The sequence below is a fragment of the Variovorax soli NBRC 106424 genome (assembly GCF_001591385.1).
Taxonomy (GTDB): Bacteria; Pseudomonadota; Gammaproteobacteria; order Burkholderiales; family Burkholderiaceae_C; genus Variovorax; species Variovorax soli.
In genome coordinates this window covers 1-14,182 of sequence record NZ_BCUU01000031.1, presented here as the reverse complement: position 1 = coordinate 14,182, position 14,182 = coordinate 1, and the positions used below count along the sequence as shown (strand labels likewise).

The following is a 14,182-nucleotide window of genomic DNA, read 5'->3' as shown; positions in this document are numbered from 1 at the left end:
TTTGCAGTTGACGAATCATTCCGACCAACTTTTTTCGACAAGGGGCCCTTGTGAACAAAACCGAACTGATTGAGCACATCGCAAAGAACGCAGACATTTCCAAAGCAGCGGCCACCCGCGCACTCGAGTCGACCATCGGCGCGATCCGCACCACGCTGAAAAAGGGCAACTCCGTTTCGCTCGTCGGTTTTGGTACTTTCGCGGTCGGCAAGCGCGCTGCCCGCACCGGCCGCAATCCGCGTACCGGCGCTGCGATTAAAATCAAGGCCGCCAAGATCCCGAAGTTCCGTCCCGGCAAGGCGCTGAAAGACGCGCTGAACTAAGGCGAAGGTTTACGGTGGGGTGCTTAGCTCAGCTGGTAGAGCGGCGCCCTTACAAGGCGTAGGTCGGGGGTTCGAACCCCTCAGCACCCACCACCCGAAGCAAGCAAAGGCGAACGAGTTGTTCGCCTTTTTTGTTGGGCCGCCCAAAGGCGTCCACCCATGAAAGAGTGACAAAGCATGTTTGATTTCTTCCGCAAGTACAACAAGGTCATGATGGTGGTCTTGTTCTTGCTGATCATCCCTTCGTTCGTGCTCTTCGGCGTGGAGCGGTTCATGGATGGCAACCAGAAGGGCGAGGTGGTCGCCAAGGTCGACGGCCGCGACATCACCCGGCCCGAGTGGGATGCGCGTCACCGCAACGAGGTGGACCGCATCCGCCAGCAAATGCCCAACATCGACGCCGCCGTGCTCGATTCCGATATGGCGCGCTACGGCACGCTCGAGCGCATGGTGCGCGAGCGCGTTCTGGCCGCCGAAGCGGCCAAGTCGCACCTGTCGGTGCCCGACGAGCGCCTGGCGCGCTACTTTGCGCAGGAGCCGGGCCTGGCCAGCTTCCGCAAGCCCGACGGCAAGTTCGACCGCGAACTCTTCATGCGCGCCACCGGCCAGACGCCCGAACAGTACGAGGCGGCCGTGCGCGGCGAAATGGCCACGCAGCAGGTCATGCTCGGCGTGCATGCCGGTGCCTTCGTGTCCAAGGCGCAGGCGGACGCCACCGTGGGCGCCTTCTATGAGCGCCGCGAAGTGCAGCTGGCGCGCTTCAAGCCCGAGGACTTCGCCTCAAAGGTCAGCGTGAGCGACGCCGAACTGGAGAGCTACTACAAGGAGCATGTGGCGCAGTTCCAGGCGCCCGAAGAAGCCAGCATCCAGTACGTCGTGCTGGACATGGACGCGGTGAAGAAGGGCATCTCCGTCAACGAGGCGGACCTCAAGACCTACTACGAACAGAACAGCGCGCGCCTGGGTACGCCCGAAGAGCGCCGCGCCAGCCACATCCTGATCACCGCTCCCAGCACTGCCTCGGCCGACGAGAAGGCCAAGGCAAAGGCCAAGGCGGAAGAGTTGCTGGCCCAGGTGCTGGCCGCGCCGGCTACGTTCGCCGACGTGGCACGCAAGAACTCCCAGGACCCCGGCTCGGCCGAGAAGGGCGGCGACCTCGACTTCGTCACCCGCGGCGCCATGGTCAAGCCTTTTGAAGATGCGGTGTTCGCGCTCAAGAAGGGCGAAATCTCCAGCAAGGTGGTCGAAACCGAATTCGGCTATCACATCATCAAGCTGGATGACATCAAGCCGGGTGTGGTGCCGCCCTTCGACAAGGTGCGTGCCTCCATCGAGAACGACCTGCGCGCACAGCAGGCCACGGCGGAGTTCGCCAAGGCCGCGGAAGCCTTCAGCGACGCGGTCTACCAGCAGGCCGACAGCCTGCAGCCGGCGGCCGACAAGCTCAAGCTGACGGTCCAGACCGCGACCAAGGTGGGCCGCCAGCCGGCGCCAGGCGCCGCCGGCGCATTGAGCAACCGCAATTTCCTGAATGCGCTGTTTGCGCCCGATTCGCTCGAGCGCAAGCACAACACCGAAGCCGTCGAGGTCGGTGCCAATCAGTTGGCCGCAGGCCGCATCACCCAGTACGCACCTGCGCGCACCTTGCCCTTTACCGAGGTCAAGGAGCAGGTTCGCGCGCAACTGGTGAACGTGCGCGCAGCCGAACTCGCGCGCAAGGAAGGCGAGGCCAAGCTGGCTGCGTGGCAGGCCGATCCGAAGAGCGCTCAACTGGGTTCGCCGCTCGTCCTGTCCCGCACCGACACGCAAGGACAGTCGCAGCAGCTGGTCGATGGCGCCCTGCGCGCCGACGGCACCAAGCTGCCCGCGTGGGTCGGGGTGAACCTTGCGGCGCAGGGTTACGCCGTGCTGCGCGTGAACAAGTCGCTGCCCCGCGAGGCGGCTGCGCCCGAGGTGGCCCAGCGCGAGGCCGCGCAGATCACACAGTCGGTGGCAGGCGCGGAAGACTTGGCCTACTACGAGCTGCTCAAGGCGCGCTACAAGGCGCAGATCCTGGTGCCGCGTGTGGCCGAGGCACTGCCTGCCGCAGCCCGCTGATGGAGTCGCGAAATTTCAGGCTACAATAGCGAGCTTCTCAAACGGTGGCTGTAGCTCAGCTGGTAGAGTCCCAGATTGTGATTCTGGTCGTCGTGGGTTCGAGTCCCATCAGCCACCCCAAATAGCATTGAACAGGCGCCCCCGCGGCGCCTGTTTTCATTTGTGCGCGGGTACAGGGTGCCCCTTGTACCTGGATTGCGCGGCGAGGCCCGGCGCACCGAAGATCAAAAGAACATCGTCAGCGTCGCAACTAACATGCGGCCATGGCTGATCCCACCGAACTCGACGCCGACGCGCTCTCGCGCGCCATCCATGCCCGCAAGCTTTCCTGCCGCGAGGTGATGCAGGCCTACCTGGCACGCATCGACAGGCTCAATCCGCGCTTCAACGCCATCGTCAATCTGGCGCCCCCGGAGCCGCTGCTCGAGCAGGCCGACGAGCGCGATGCCGAGCTGGCGCGCGGCGAGTCGCGCGGCTGGATGCATGGCATGCCGCAGGCCATCAAGGACACGGCCCATGCGCTGGGATTTCCCTCCACCCTGGGCAGTCGCGTGCTCGAGCAGGCGACGCCTGCGGTCGACAGTCTCTATGTGGCACGCATGAAGGCCGCGGGCTGCATCGTGATCGGAAAGACCAACATGCCGGAGTTCGGCCTCGGATCGCACACCTTCAACGAACTCTTCGGCCCCACCGCCAATGCCTGGGATCCGCAGCGTTCAGCAGGCGGCAGCAGCGGCGGTGCGGCGGTGGCGCTGGCGCATCGGCTGTTGCCCGTGGCCGACGGCTCTGATTTCATGGGATCGCTGCGCAATCCGGCGGCATGGAACAACGTCTTCGGCCTGCGTCCGAGCCAGGGCCGGGTGCCGGGCTGGCCCAAGCCTGAAATCTGGGTGAATCAGCTGGCCACCGATGGCCCCATGGCGCGAAATGTTCGCGACCTGGCACAACTGCTGTCGGTCCAGGCGGGCCATGACGCGCGGGTACCCCTGTCCATCGCGCAGGGGCCGCAGAGCTTCGTTCCGATCCGCCTGCCGGAACCTGCGCAGCTTCGCGTCGGCTGGCTCGGCGACCTGGGCGGCTACCTGGCGATCGAGCCCGGGGTTCTGCCCGTGTGCGAGCAGGCGCTGGGCGTGCTGGCCAGCGCGGGCACGCACGTCGAAGAAGTGGCGCCAGGCTTCGAACCCGAGGCGGTGTGGCAGGCGTGGCTGGTCTGGCGCCGCGCACTCGTGGCGTCTGCCGTCGGCGCCGTGCTGGCCCAGCCCGGCGCGCGCGGCAGCGTCAAGCCCGAGGCACTTTGGGAGCACGACAGTGCCGCCGATCTCAGCTTCTCGCAATTCATGCACGCCAGCCAGGCGCGCAGCGCCTTTCACGGCCAGATGCTGGCATTGCTGGAGCGCTTCGACGTGCTGGCCTTGCCATCGGCCCAGGTCTGGCCTTTCGACATTCGCGAGCGCTGGCCGCGCGAAATTGCGGGCCGGCCGATGGATACCTACCACCGATGGATGGAAGTGACGCTTTATGCCACTTTTGCGGGCTTGCCGGCCATGAGCGTTCCGGCCGGTTTTGACCCTGCCGAGCGCCTGCCGATGGGGCTCCAACTCATTGGCAAACCAGGCGGCGAGGCCGAACTGCTGCAATTGGCAGCCATTTATGAGCAATTGATGGGGGATGTGATCCGGCGCCGTCCACCGGACCCCCACTGAGTTCGTTTGCTGGCCATTGCGAACCAAAGGTCCATTAGCACTTGCTTTTTACCCGGATTCTCCGGTTGTTGTTTTTTTTCGTGGTCTTGAATTACAATTTTTCCCGTTTCAATTCGAGGAATCCGGAATGACCACCCTTGCCGATATCAATTCCCAGATCAAAAAGCACGACGAGCAGATCGCACAATTGCGCATGCAGGCCGAACAACTCCGCAATCAGGAACGCTCCGGAGTGATCGAGGAGATCCGCAAGAAGATTGCGGAATATGGTATTACTGCTTCGGACCTCAAGTTGACCAGCCGCGTCCCTGGACGACGCGCTGGTTCTGTGGCCTCCTCGCGCGGTGCAGCGAAATACCGCGGGCCCACGGGAGAAACCTGGTCGGGTGGCCGCGGCCGCAAGCCGCGTTGGGTGACCGAAGCGCTGGCGGCCGGCAAGTCGCTTTCGGATTTCGAGATCAAGTAAGAGTGGCCGACTCCAAATAAAAAGCCCGCATTCGCGGGCTTTTTTTCTGGCTGCCGTGGGCGAGCGTCAGTTCACCATGACCAGCTTGCCCATCACTGCGCGCGAGCCCATGTGGGCATAGGCCTCCTTCAATTGCGACATGGGCATGGTGCGATCGATCACCGGCTTGACCTTGCCCTGGCCATACCAGCTGGCCAATTCCGCCATCATCTGGGCGTTCGCCCTGGGTTCACGCTTGGCGAAATCGCCCCAGAAGACGCCGACCACCGACGCTCCCTTGAGCAGCGGCAGATTGAAGGGCAGTGCCGGTATCGGTCCCGAAGCAAAACCCACGACGAGATAGCGGCCCCGCCATGCGATCGAACGAAATGCGGGCTCGGCGAAATCACCGCCGACCGGATCGTAAATGACGTCCGGGCCCTTGCCGTCCGTGGCCGTCTTGATTGCTTCGCGAAATGCGTTGGGCACCGCGTGCGTGCTGTAGTTGATGGTGGCATCGGCGCCGATCGATTTGCACAGCGCGCATTTTTCGTCGGACGACGCCGCGGCAATCACCTTGGCGCCTGCCGCCTTTGCAATTTGAATGGCGGCGGTCCCGACACCACCCGCGGCGCCCAGCACCAGCACAGTTTCTCCGGCCTTGAGTTGCGCGCGATCCATCAATGCATGCCAGGACGTGGCGTAAATCATGATGAATGCGGCGGCATCCACATAGCCAAAGCCATCGGGCAACGGCATGCACAAAGCGGCAGGTGCCAGCGTGTGCGTTGCAAATCCGCCGGTGCCCGAGAGGCACGCCACGTTTTGGCCGACCTTCAAGTGGGTGACGCCTTCCCCCACGGCCTGCACCACGCCCGCATATTCGGAGCCCGGCACAAAAGGAAGCGGCGGCTTCATTTGATACTTGTTCTGCACGATCAGCAGATCCGGGAAATTCAGGCTGGCCGCCTTGATTTCGATCAGCACCTGGCCGGGGCCGGGTTGCGGCGTAGGCAGTTCTTTCCAGTTCAGCGCGTCGACGCCGGTCGGGTTTTCGCAAAGCCATGCATGCATGGAGGTCTCCTAATTCGGGCGGCCATGATAAGAGCGGCTGGACCCGGCCAATGTCTCAGCCGTGACCGCGCGCATCCTAGAATGGCACATCGATTGACGCCCATGAAAATTCTCATTTCCAACGACGATGGTTATCAGGCGCCCGGCATCGTCGCATTGCATGCGGCGTTGAAGGACATTGCCGAGGTCGAGGTCATTGCCCCCGAGCACAACAACAGCGCCAAGTCCAACGCGCTCACGCTGGCCGCGCCACTGTATGTGCACGAGGCGCACAACGGCTTTCGCTATGTCACCGGCACGCCGGCCGACTGCGTGCACATTGCGCTCAAGGGCTTGCTGGACTATCGGCCGGACCTGGTGGTCTCGGGCATCAACAACGGTGCCAACATGGGCGACGACACGATCTACTCCGGAACCGTGGGCGCGGCGATGGAGGCCTATCTCTTCGGCGTGCCGGCCATTGCGTTCTCGCAAATCCAGAAGGGATGGCAACACATCGATTCGGCGGCACAAGTGGCGCGGCGCCTGGTCCAGCAGATCGAACGCGAAGGCATGCTCAAGGGCGAGCCGTGGCTGCTCAATGTCAACGTGCCGAACCTGCCGCTCGAAGAACTCAAGCCGGTGAAGGTCTGCCGGCTGGGCCGGCGCCATGCGGCCGAGCGCGTCATCACGCAGGACAGTCCGCGCGGCGAGACCATGTACTGGATCGCCGGGGCCGGAGGTGCCAAGGACAGCAGCGAAGGCACCGACTTCCACGCCACTGCGGCAGGCCACGTGGCCCTGACGCCCTTGCAGATCGACCTGACCGACCATGCCCGCCTGGGCCACTGGGGCGAAGCGGTCATGCGGCTGGGCGCGCAGTGAGCGGCGGTGTGAAGCCGCGCCCTGGCTTTCCTGCCCGGCTGACGACGTCGGCACCTGCGCCAGGCCCTGGCGCGCGTGCTGCCAAGGTGCCTGCAGGCATGCCACCCAAGCCGGGCACCAGAGGTGCTGCGGCAGTTGTTGCTGCGCCGATTCCGGCGACCCCGTCCATGGCTTCGGACGCCGTGCGTGCCCGCATGGTGCAGAAACTGGCCTCGCAAGGCATTGCCGATGCGCGGGTCCTGCGCGCCATGTCGAGCGTCGAGCGACATCGCTTCGTCGACAGCGCGCTGGTCAACCAGGCCTACGAAGATACGAGCCTGCCCATCGGCCTGGGCCAGACCATCTCCAAGCCGAGCGTGGTGGCGCGCATGATCGAATTGCTGCTGGGGGCCCCGGCCTTGAACGGCCAGGCCGACGCGCGGCTAGGCCGCGTCCTGGAGATCGGCACCGGCTGCGGCTATCAGGCAGCGGTGCTCAGCCATGTGGCCAGCGAGGTGTACAGCATCGAAAGGCTGCGCGGGCTGAACGAGCGCGCGCGCGCCAATCTGCGCCACTTCCGCCTGGCCACCGTTCATCTTCTGCTCGGCGACGGCATGCTGGGCTATGCGAAGGGCGCACCCTATGCAGGCATCATTGCCGCAGCCGGCGGCGATGCCGTGCCGGATGCCTGGATCGCCCAACTGGCAGTGGGTGGCCGCATCGTGGCGCCGACGCGATCGGCCGATGGAGGGCAGGCCCTCGTCGTCATCGATCGCGGCCCTTCGGGGGTACAGAGACGCGTTCTTGAGGCGGTTCACTTTGTCCCCCTAAAATCCGGGATTGCTTAATGGAGGAAATGCATGCAGGGTCTTGGTCGTCGAGCTTCTATCGTCAGCGCCTGGCTGGCTGTGTTGCTCGTGTTTTCTGGCTGCACCAGTCCCCGCACGCCTGCTCCTGTTGAAGACCGTGGCGGTGCGAGCCGAACGCCCGCCGGTTCCGCCACGCCGGCGACGCCTGGCATGCCGGTCCCGCCGATCACCGTCGATGCCAATGGCAAGCCGCTGCCCGGCATCGAGAACTACGGCAAGCCTGGCTACTACGCCGTGCGTCCCGGCGACACCATCATGCGCATCGGCCTGGAAACGGGACAGAACTGGCGCGACATCGTCAAGTGGAACAACCTCGAGAACGCCAATCTCATCGAAGTCGGCCAGGTGTTGCGCGTGATTCCGCCAGTGAGCGGCACGCCTGCGGCGACTACCCCGGTCGTGGCGGCTGGTAGCACTACGGGCACCAGCACGCCTGGCGTCGCCACCACCGGCGCTGCTGCGGCCGGCACCGCCGTGGCTGTGGCGCCGCCGTCCTCTTCGCCTGCGACCACGACGCCATCGACCGCCGCGCCGACCAAGCCGACGCCTCCGGCGACCGCATCGGGTGACGACGACGTGGGCTGGATCTGGCCGGCCCAGGGGCAGCTCCTCGCTGGCTTCGATGAAGTGAAGAACAAGGGCCTGGACATCGGCGGCCGTGCCGGGGATCCGGTGCTTGCCGCTGCCGATGGTCGGGTGGTGTACGCCGGCGCCGGCTTGCGCGGCTATGGCAACCTCATCATCCTCAAGCACAACAACACCTACCTCACCGCGTATGCGCACAACCAGGCGCTGCTGGTGAAGGAAGACCAGTCGGTGCAAAAGGGCCAGAAGATTGCCGAAATGGGCAACAGCGACGCTGACCGCGTGAAGCTGCACTTCGAGATCCGCCGCCAGGGCAAGCCAGTCGACCCGGCGCGCTACCTGCCGTCACGGTGATGCCATGGCCGCCCCGCGAATCCGCCGCATTCGGGTTGCGCGCGGGTCTGCGGGCCAAGGCCGAGGCGAACCGGGCGCCGAGCGCCACGCCCTGCCCAGTGCGGGCGAAAACGCCGGTGCATCGGTAGGGCCAGATTCTTTGATCGATGGCGCAGATGCCACCCTGAAGGGGCTGTCTGCAGTGCCATCGGGCGAGGGCGGCGATTCGCTCACGCACTACCTGAGCGAAGTACGGCGCACCGAGCTTTTCACGCCAGAAGAGGAATACCGCTGCGCCTGCGCTGCGCGCGCGGGCGATTTCTCGGCGCGGCAGTCGATGATCGAGCACAACCTGCGGCTGGTGGTCAACATCGCCAAGGGCTATCTCGGCCGGGGCGTGCCCTTGATCGACCTGATCGAAGAGGGCAACTTGGGCCTGATGCATGCCATCACCAAGTTCGAGCCCGAAAGAGGCTTTCGCTTCTCGACTTATGCGACCTGGTGGATCCGCCAGTCGGTCGAGCGGGCCGCCATGATGCAAAGCCGCGCCATCCGTCTGCCCGTGCATGTGGTGCGCGAGTTGCAGCAGGTGCTGCGCGCGCGCCGATCGCTGGAAGCCGATCCGAAGTTTGCCGAAAGCCGCCCCGATGGCGTGCGCGTGGAGGACGTGGCCGCGCTTCTGGGGCGGGAACCTCAGGAGGTCGCCGAGCTGCTGGCGCTGGCCGAGGCGCCCCGTTCGCTGGACGCGGCCGGCGACCACGGCGAGCCAGGCTTCACGCTGGCCGACACGGTGGCATCGGACGATGAGGAGGGCGACCCAACCGGCGTGGCCCAGGCACATGAAGTCGAGCGGCTGCTCAACCAGTGGATTCAGGCGCTCAGCGAACGTGAGCGCGAGGTGCTGGAAGGCCGGTACGGCCTGCACGACCGGGAGCCGGAAACCCTGGAGGTCCTGAGCGTGCGCCTGGGCCTGACGCGCGAGCGGGTGCGTCAGATTCAGAACGAGGCATTGGCGAAGATGAGGCGCCAGCTGGCCCGCTCCGGCGTCGGGCGCGACGCCCTGTTCTAGCCTGCGCCCCGCCATGGCGCCTGCCGGCGCCTGAGACAATCGAGGCATGACGGATTCCAAACAGAAGAAGGATGCGGCCTCCCACGAGGACGGCGAATGGCTGCAGGTCGAATCGCTGGACCTGGACGCGCAGGGCGTGGCTCGCAAACCCGATGGCAAGGTGGTGTTCATCGAAGGCGCGCTGCCCTTCGAGGACGTGCAGTTCAAGCTCCTGCGCACGAAGAACAACTGGGAGCAGGGCGTACTGACCGCCATGCGGCGCGAGTCTTCGCAGCGCGTGCGACCCGGTTGCCCGCACTTCGGCTTGCATGCAGGCGCCTGCGGCGGCTGCAAGATGCAGCACCTCGACGCGGCGGCCCAAGTGGCGGTCAAGCAGCGCGCGCTGGAAGACCAGCTCTGGCACCTGGGCAAGGTCAAGGCCGAGAACATGCTTCGGCCGCTCGAGGGGCCGGCCTGGAACTACCGCTATCGCGCCCGCCTGTCGGTGCGCTACGTGATCAAGAAGGGCGTGGTGCTGATCGGCTTCCATGAGCGCAAGAGCCGCTACATCGCCGACATGCAGGTCTGCCCCGTTCTGCCAGCGCAGGTGAGTGCCATGCTCCTGCCGCTGCGCGCGCTGATCGGTTCCCTCGACGCCCGCGAGACCTGCCCGCAGATCGAACTGGCCTGCGGCGATGCGCCGGGCTCGACCCAGCTGGGCGTGATCGCGCTGGTGCTGCGCCACCTGGAGCCGCTGTCCCAAGGCGACATCGAACGCCTCAGGGCCTTTGCCCGGGCGCACGAGGGCGTGCAATGGTGGCTGCAGGCCAAAGGGCCCGACACGGTCCGTCTTCTGGACGAGGACAGCCCGATGCTGCATTACGAGCTGCCCGACTTCGGTGTGCGCATGCCCTTCAAGCCCACCGACTTCACCCAGGTCAATCCGCACATCAACCGCGCGCTGGTGACACGGGCCTTGAGGCTGCTGGACGTGCAGAAGAATGAGCGCGTGATTGATTGGTTCTGCGGTCTGGGCAATTTCACCTTGCCCCTGGCGACGCAGGCGCGCGAAGTCCTGGGCATCGAAGGCAGCGACACTCTGGTCGGTCGTGCCACCGACAACTACCAGGCCAACAAGGCGGCAGCCGCAGGTGGAGGCCGCAGTTTCTGCCCCACCACTTTCGTGGCACGCAACCTGTTCGACATGACGCCCGAGATGCTGGTGCGCGACGGCTACGCAGATCGGTGGCTGGTCGACCCGCCGCGCGAAGGCGCCTTTGCACTCGCCAAGGCGCTCGCGGACCTGCATCAGGAGCGCCTGGCGCATCCTGAAGAAGCGCCAGCGCCGGGTGGGTGGCAGCCGCCGCGGCGCATCGTGTATGTGAGCTGCAACCCGGCCACGCTGGCGCGCGATGCCGGGCTGCTGGTCCACCAGGCAGGCTACCGTTGCACCCATGCAGGCGTGATCAACATGTTTCCCCACACCGCGCACGTCGAATCGATGGCGGTGTTCGAACTGGCGGCCTGAACGCACCGCAGCTGCAGCCAAGAGAAAAGGGCCCCGCGGGGCCCTTTTTTCGTTCAGCGCGTCAGGCGGCGCTCAGTCGCGCTCGCCGCCGAAAATGCCCAGCAGGGCCAGCAGGCTCTGGAACACGTTGAACAGGTCCAGGTACAGGGCCAGCGTGGCGCTGATGTAGTTGGTCTCGCCGCCGTCGATGATCTGCTTCAGGTCGTAGAGCATGTAGGCCGAGAAGATGCCGATGGCCGCCACGGAGATGGCTGCCATGCCCGCCGTGGAGCCGACGAACACGTTGATGATGGCGCCCACCATCAGCACCAGTGCACCGACGAAGAGCCACTTGCCCAGGCCCGACAGGTCGCGCTTGATGACCGTGGCCAGCGACGCCATGACCAGGAACACCCCGGCCGTGCCGCCAAAGGCGGTCATCACCAGTTCGGAGCCGTTCTTGAAGCCCAGCACCACGGCGATCAGGCGCGAGAGCATCAGCCCCATGAAGAAGGTGAAGCCCAGCAAAACCGGCACGCCGGCGCCGGAATTCTTGGTCTTTTCGATGGCGAACATGAAGCCGAAGGCGCCGCCCAGGAAAACGATCAGGCCCAAGCCGCCCGTCAGGGAGCGGGTGATGCCGGTGGCCACGCCCAGCCAGGCGCCCAGCACCGTCGGAATGAGGCTCAGGGCCAGCAGCCAGTAGGTGTTGCGCAGGACGCGCTGACGCTGCGCCTGGTCCAGGCTGAGCCCGTAACCGTGCGAAGTGTCCAGGGTGGTGACGCGTTCGTTCATGGATCAGATCTCCTTGTAAGCTGCCGTATCGACAGGTAAGGGCCATTCTAGGCAAGTGCAAGGGGCGCCTCGCCAAATACCCGCTATGCGCTGTTCCTACAGTTTGTAGGGCTACTGCTTCGGCGTGGCGGTATGCTCGTGGGTTTTCCCGACTTTGCACAAGAGCGACCTCATGAAGACCAAGCACTATCTCGAACTGGCCGACGTCAAGGCGATTGCCGCTGCGGCTGAAGCCGAAGCCCTCAAGAACAACTGGGCCGTGACCATTGCCATTGCCGACGACGCCGGCAACCTGCTGTGGCTGCAGCGCCTGGATGGCGCCGCCGCACTTTCTTCGCACATTGCGCCGGCCAAGGCTCACACGGCCGCCATGGGCCGCCGCGAAAGCAAGGGCTACGAGGACATCATCAACGGCGGCCGCACGGCATTCCTCACGGCGCCCGGCGTGCAGGGCCTGCTCGAAGGTGGCGTGCCGATCGTCAAGGACGGCCAGGTGATCGGTGCCGTCGGCGTGAGCGGCGTCAAGTCGAACGAAGACGCGCAGATCGCGCGCGCAGGCATCGCCGCTCTCGGCCTCTGATCCCGGCGTCGCACAAAAACAAAAGCCGCCGACCTTCCTGGTCGGCGGCTTTTTCCTTGGGCAATGCGTGAGAAAAAATGCTTGGCGGCGGCGAACCTTTGGCTAGCAAAAAACGACCCTTGGAGAATGATCCCCTCAAGTCGCCCCACGATGAAACAGGGGCAGGCTGATTCGGCTATTTGGTGAGGATCAGCTTGCCGAGCTTGGTGGCTTGCAAACGGTAGAGCGAGCCGTTGTGCAGAATGCCCACCGTCTTGTTGCCGCGCAGCAGTTCGGTGCTTTCCACCAGGGTGACCGGCCGTTCGGAAGATGCAAGCTCATTCGAGCCGGCCGCGACGGGCATCGCGCGATGGATGGCGTTCATGGAGGTCAGAGTGATTTGCATGGGACTGGCGAGCTTTGGCGGTGTCGATGGCTAAATGATAATGGTTCGCATTTAAAAGTCAATCGATCCGATAGAAAAAAATGCGAAACGCTCGGCCGTCTACTGTTGCGGCTTGGGCTCGGTGATGAATCCGATCTTGCGCACGCCGGCCTCGCGTGCCAGCGACATGGCCTGGGCCACGCGTTCGTAGCGCACTTCCTTGTCGCCGCGGATGTGCAGTTCGGGCTGCGGCTCCTTGGCCGCTTCGACGGCGAGGCGGCTGGCGAATTCGGTGTCGCTGATCTTCTGCTCGTTCCAGAAGTAGCTGCCGTCGGCCGCCACGCTGAACAGGATGTTGTCCGGTTTGGTCTGCTCGCGCTCGCTGCTGGCGCGCGGCAGGTCGATGTTGACCGCATGCTTCATCACCGGCACGGTGATGATGAAGATGATGAGCAGCACCAGCATGACGTCGACCAGCGGCGTCATGTTGATCTCGTTCATCACGTCATCGGTGTCGTCTTGGGTCCCGAAGGCCATGGCATTCAGCCTTTCTTGAGCGCAACCACGGTGGATTCGCTGCTGCCGCCGGCCTGTACACGGGCGCCGGTGACGAAGTAGGCATGCAGGTCGTGCGCGAAGCTGTTGAGCTTGGTCAGCACGAACTTGTTGCCACGCACGAGCGCGTTGTAGCCGAGCACTGCAGGGATGGCCACCGCCAGGCCCAGTGCCGTCATGACCAGCGCTTCACCGATGGGGCCCGCCACCTTGTCGATGGTGGCCTGCCCGGCGGTGCCGATGCTCATGAGGGCGTGGTAAATGCCCCAGACCGTGCCGAACAGCCCGATGAAGGGAGCGGTGGAGCCCACCGACGCCAGGATCGCCAGGCCGCTTTGAATGCGCGCGGTGAATTCGTCGATGGCGTTGCGCAGCGAGCGGGTCACCCAGTCGCTCACGTCCAGCGTGTCATGCAGATGTGCCTTGGTGTTGCGGTGGTGGGCCGTTGCTTCACGGCCTTCCAATGCCAGGGCACGGAAGGGATTGCCGTTGTCCTTGCCGAGCTTTTCCATGGCGGTGGCGAAGTCTTCGCTGTGCCAGAAGTCGGAAGAGCGGCGCGCCTGGCGCTTGTAGCGAACGATATCCAGCGCCTTGACCAGGATGACGATCCACGACGCCAGCGACATGCCCAGCAGCAGCACCGCGACTGCCTTGGTGACGAGGTCGCCCTGCGTCCACAGGTGCAAGAGACCGAATTGGGTTTCCATACGAAGCTACTCCAGCGAAGTTCAGTTGTTGTTGAGGACGAAATTGACCGGCGCGTCATAGGCCATGGACTGCGCCACGCCGTTGACCTTGCCCGGCACGAAGCGGCAGCGCAGCATGGCTTCGCGCGCAGCCTCGTCGAGGCGGTCGAAGCCGCTCGACTTCTTGATCTCGACTTGCTTGGGCGAACCGTCCGCACCGACCACCACCTTGACCACGACCCTGCCTTGCTCGCTCAGGCGCTTGCTCATGGACGGATACACAGGCCTGCAACTCTGCGCGTAGTCGGCGTCCGTACTGGGCAGCTGCACGGCGGGCGGAGCCGGCGGGGCGGGCGCCGGCGCCGGTGGAGCAGG

The 14,182-nt window shown here is 64.8% G+C and carries 16 protein-coding genes and 2 tRNA genes; 12 read left to right on the top strand and 6 right to left on the bottom strand.

What is annotated here, in order from left to right:
* Positions 1–50 precede the first annotated feature (50 nt).
* The 6 genes from VSO01S_RS11445 to VSO01S_RS11420 all read left to right on the top strand — a co-directional run bounded on the left by VSO01S_RS11445 (position 51) and on the right by VSO01S_RS11420 (position 4,589).
* Positions 51–323 (top strand): HU family DNA-binding protein, encoded by a 273-nt coding sequence (locus VSO01S_RS11445; RefSeq protein ID WP_068642416.1) that lies wholly within the window; start codon positions 51–53, stop codon positions 321–323.
* Between the two features lie 17 nt (positions 324–340).
* A tRNA-Val gene (locus VSO01S_RS11440) sits at positions 341–416 on the top strand.
* A gap of 84 nt (positions 417–500) precedes the next feature.
* The gene (locus VSO01S_RS11435) at positions 501–2,420 is read left to right on the top strand and encodes a SurA N-terminal domain-containing protein (protein WP_068642414.1); all 1,920 of its coding nucleotides are present in this window, start codon (positions 501–503) and stop codon (positions 2,418–2,420) included.
* Positions 2,421–2,464: 44 nt separating this feature from the next.
* Positions 2,465–2,540 (top strand) — tRNA-His (locus VSO01S_RS11430).
* Between the two features lie 143 nt (positions 2,541–2,683).
* Complete coding sequence (locus VSO01S_RS11425) at positions 2,684–4,123, top strand: amidase (protein ID WP_068642412.1); 1,440 nt, start codon at positions 2,684–2,686, stop codon at positions 4,121–4,123.
* 127 nt (positions 4,124–4,250) lie between these two features.
* Complete coding sequence (locus VSO01S_RS11420; RefSeq protein ID WP_068642410.1) at positions 4,251–4,589, top strand: H-NS histone family protein; 339 nt, start codon at positions 4,251–4,253, stop codon at positions 4,587–4,589.
* Positions 4,590–4,655: 66 nt separating this feature from the next.
* Here VSO01S_RS11420 and VSO01S_RS11415 read toward each other — a convergent pair whose 3' ends face one another.
* Entirely contained in the window at positions 4,656–5,642 is a 987-nt protein-coding gene (locus VSO01S_RS11415; protein WP_068642408.1) for an NADPH:quinone oxidoreductase family protein, read from the bottom strand.
* Positions 5,643–5,744: 102 nt separating this feature from the next.
* Here VSO01S_RS11415 and surE point away from each other — a divergent pair, with 102 nt between their 5' ends.
* Genes surE through rlmD form a run of 5 tightly spaced genes read left to right on the top strand, consistent with a single transcriptional unit; the run spans position 5,745 to position 10,848 of the window.
* Positions 5,745–6,506: a 5'/3'-nucleotidase SurE gene (gene surE, locus VSO01S_RS11410; RefSeq protein WP_068642407.1), complete on the top strand. Its 762-nt coding sequence runs from the start codon at positions 5,745–5,747 to the stop codon at positions 6,504–6,506.
* Positions 6,507–6,514: 8 nt separating this feature from the next.
* The gene (locus tag VSO01S_RS11405) at positions 6,515–7,333 is read left to right on the top strand and encodes a protein-L-isoaspartate(D-aspartate) O-methyltransferase (protein ID WP_084241825.1); all 819 of its coding nucleotides are present in this window, start codon (positions 6,515–6,517) and stop codon (positions 7,331–7,333) included.
* Positions 7,334–7,345: 12 nt separating this feature from the next.
* Entirely contained in the window at positions 7,346–8,293 is a 948-nt protein-coding gene (locus VSO01S_RS11400; RefSeq protein ID WP_068642403.1) for a peptidoglycan DD-metalloendopeptidase family protein, read from the top strand.
* 4 nt (positions 8,294–8,297) lie between these two features.
* On the top strand, positions 8,298–9,341 hold the full coding sequence (locus VSO01S_RS11395; protein WP_068642401.1) for a sigma-70 family RNA polymerase sigma factor: 1,044 nt from the start codon (positions 8,298–8,300) through the stop codon (positions 9,339–9,341).
* A 46-nt stretch (positions 9,342–9,387) separates the two neighbouring features.
* Positions 9,388–10,848 (top strand): 23S rRNA (uracil(1939)-C(5))-methyltransferase RlmD, encoded by a 1,461-nt coding sequence (rlmD, locus tag VSO01S_RS11390; RefSeq protein WP_068642399.1) that lies wholly within the window; start codon positions 9,388–9,390, stop codon positions 10,846–10,848.
* Positions 10,849–10,920: 72 nt separating this feature from the next.
* Here rlmD and VSO01S_RS11385 read toward each other — a convergent pair whose 3' ends face one another.
* Entirely contained in the window at positions 10,921–11,622 is a 702-nt protein-coding gene (locus tag VSO01S_RS11385; RefSeq protein WP_068642398.1) for a Bax inhibitor-1/YccA family protein, read from the bottom strand.
* 172 nt (positions 11,623–11,794) lie between these two features.
* Between VSO01S_RS11385 and VSO01S_RS11380 the strand changes: the two genes are divergently transcribed.
* Positions 11,795–12,202, top strand: coding sequence for a GlcG/HbpS family heme-binding protein (locus VSO01S_RS11380; protein ID WP_068642472.1), 408 nt, complete (start codon positions 11,795–11,797; stop codon positions 12,200–12,202).
* A gap of 175 nt (positions 12,203–12,377) precedes the next feature.
* Here VSO01S_RS11380 and hemP read toward each other — a convergent pair whose 3' ends face one another.
* The 4 genes from hemP to VSO01S_RS11360 form a co-directional block, all read right to left on the bottom strand.
* Positions 12,378–12,545, bottom strand: coding sequence for a hemin uptake protein HemP (hemP, locus tag VSO01S_RS11375; protein ID WP_245684184.1), 168 nt, complete (start codon positions 12,543–12,545; stop codon positions 12,378–12,380).
* 141 nt (positions 12,546–12,686) lie between these two features.
* Entirely contained in the window at positions 12,687–13,103 is a 417-nt protein-coding gene (locus tag VSO01S_RS11370; RefSeq protein ID WP_068642394.1) for an ExbD/TolR family protein, read from the bottom strand.
* Positions 13,104–13,108: 5 nt separating this feature from the next.
* On the bottom strand, positions 13,109–13,828 hold the full coding sequence (locus VSO01S_RS11365; protein ID WP_068642392.1) for a MotA/TolQ/ExbB proton channel family protein: 720 nt from the start codon (positions 13,826–13,828) through the stop codon (positions 13,109–13,111).
* 21 nt (positions 13,829–13,849) lie between these two features.
* A partial coding sequence (locus VSO01S_RS11360; RefSeq protein WP_245684183.1) for an energy transducer TonB occupies positions 13,850–14,182 on the bottom strand: 333 nt, incomplete at its 5' end.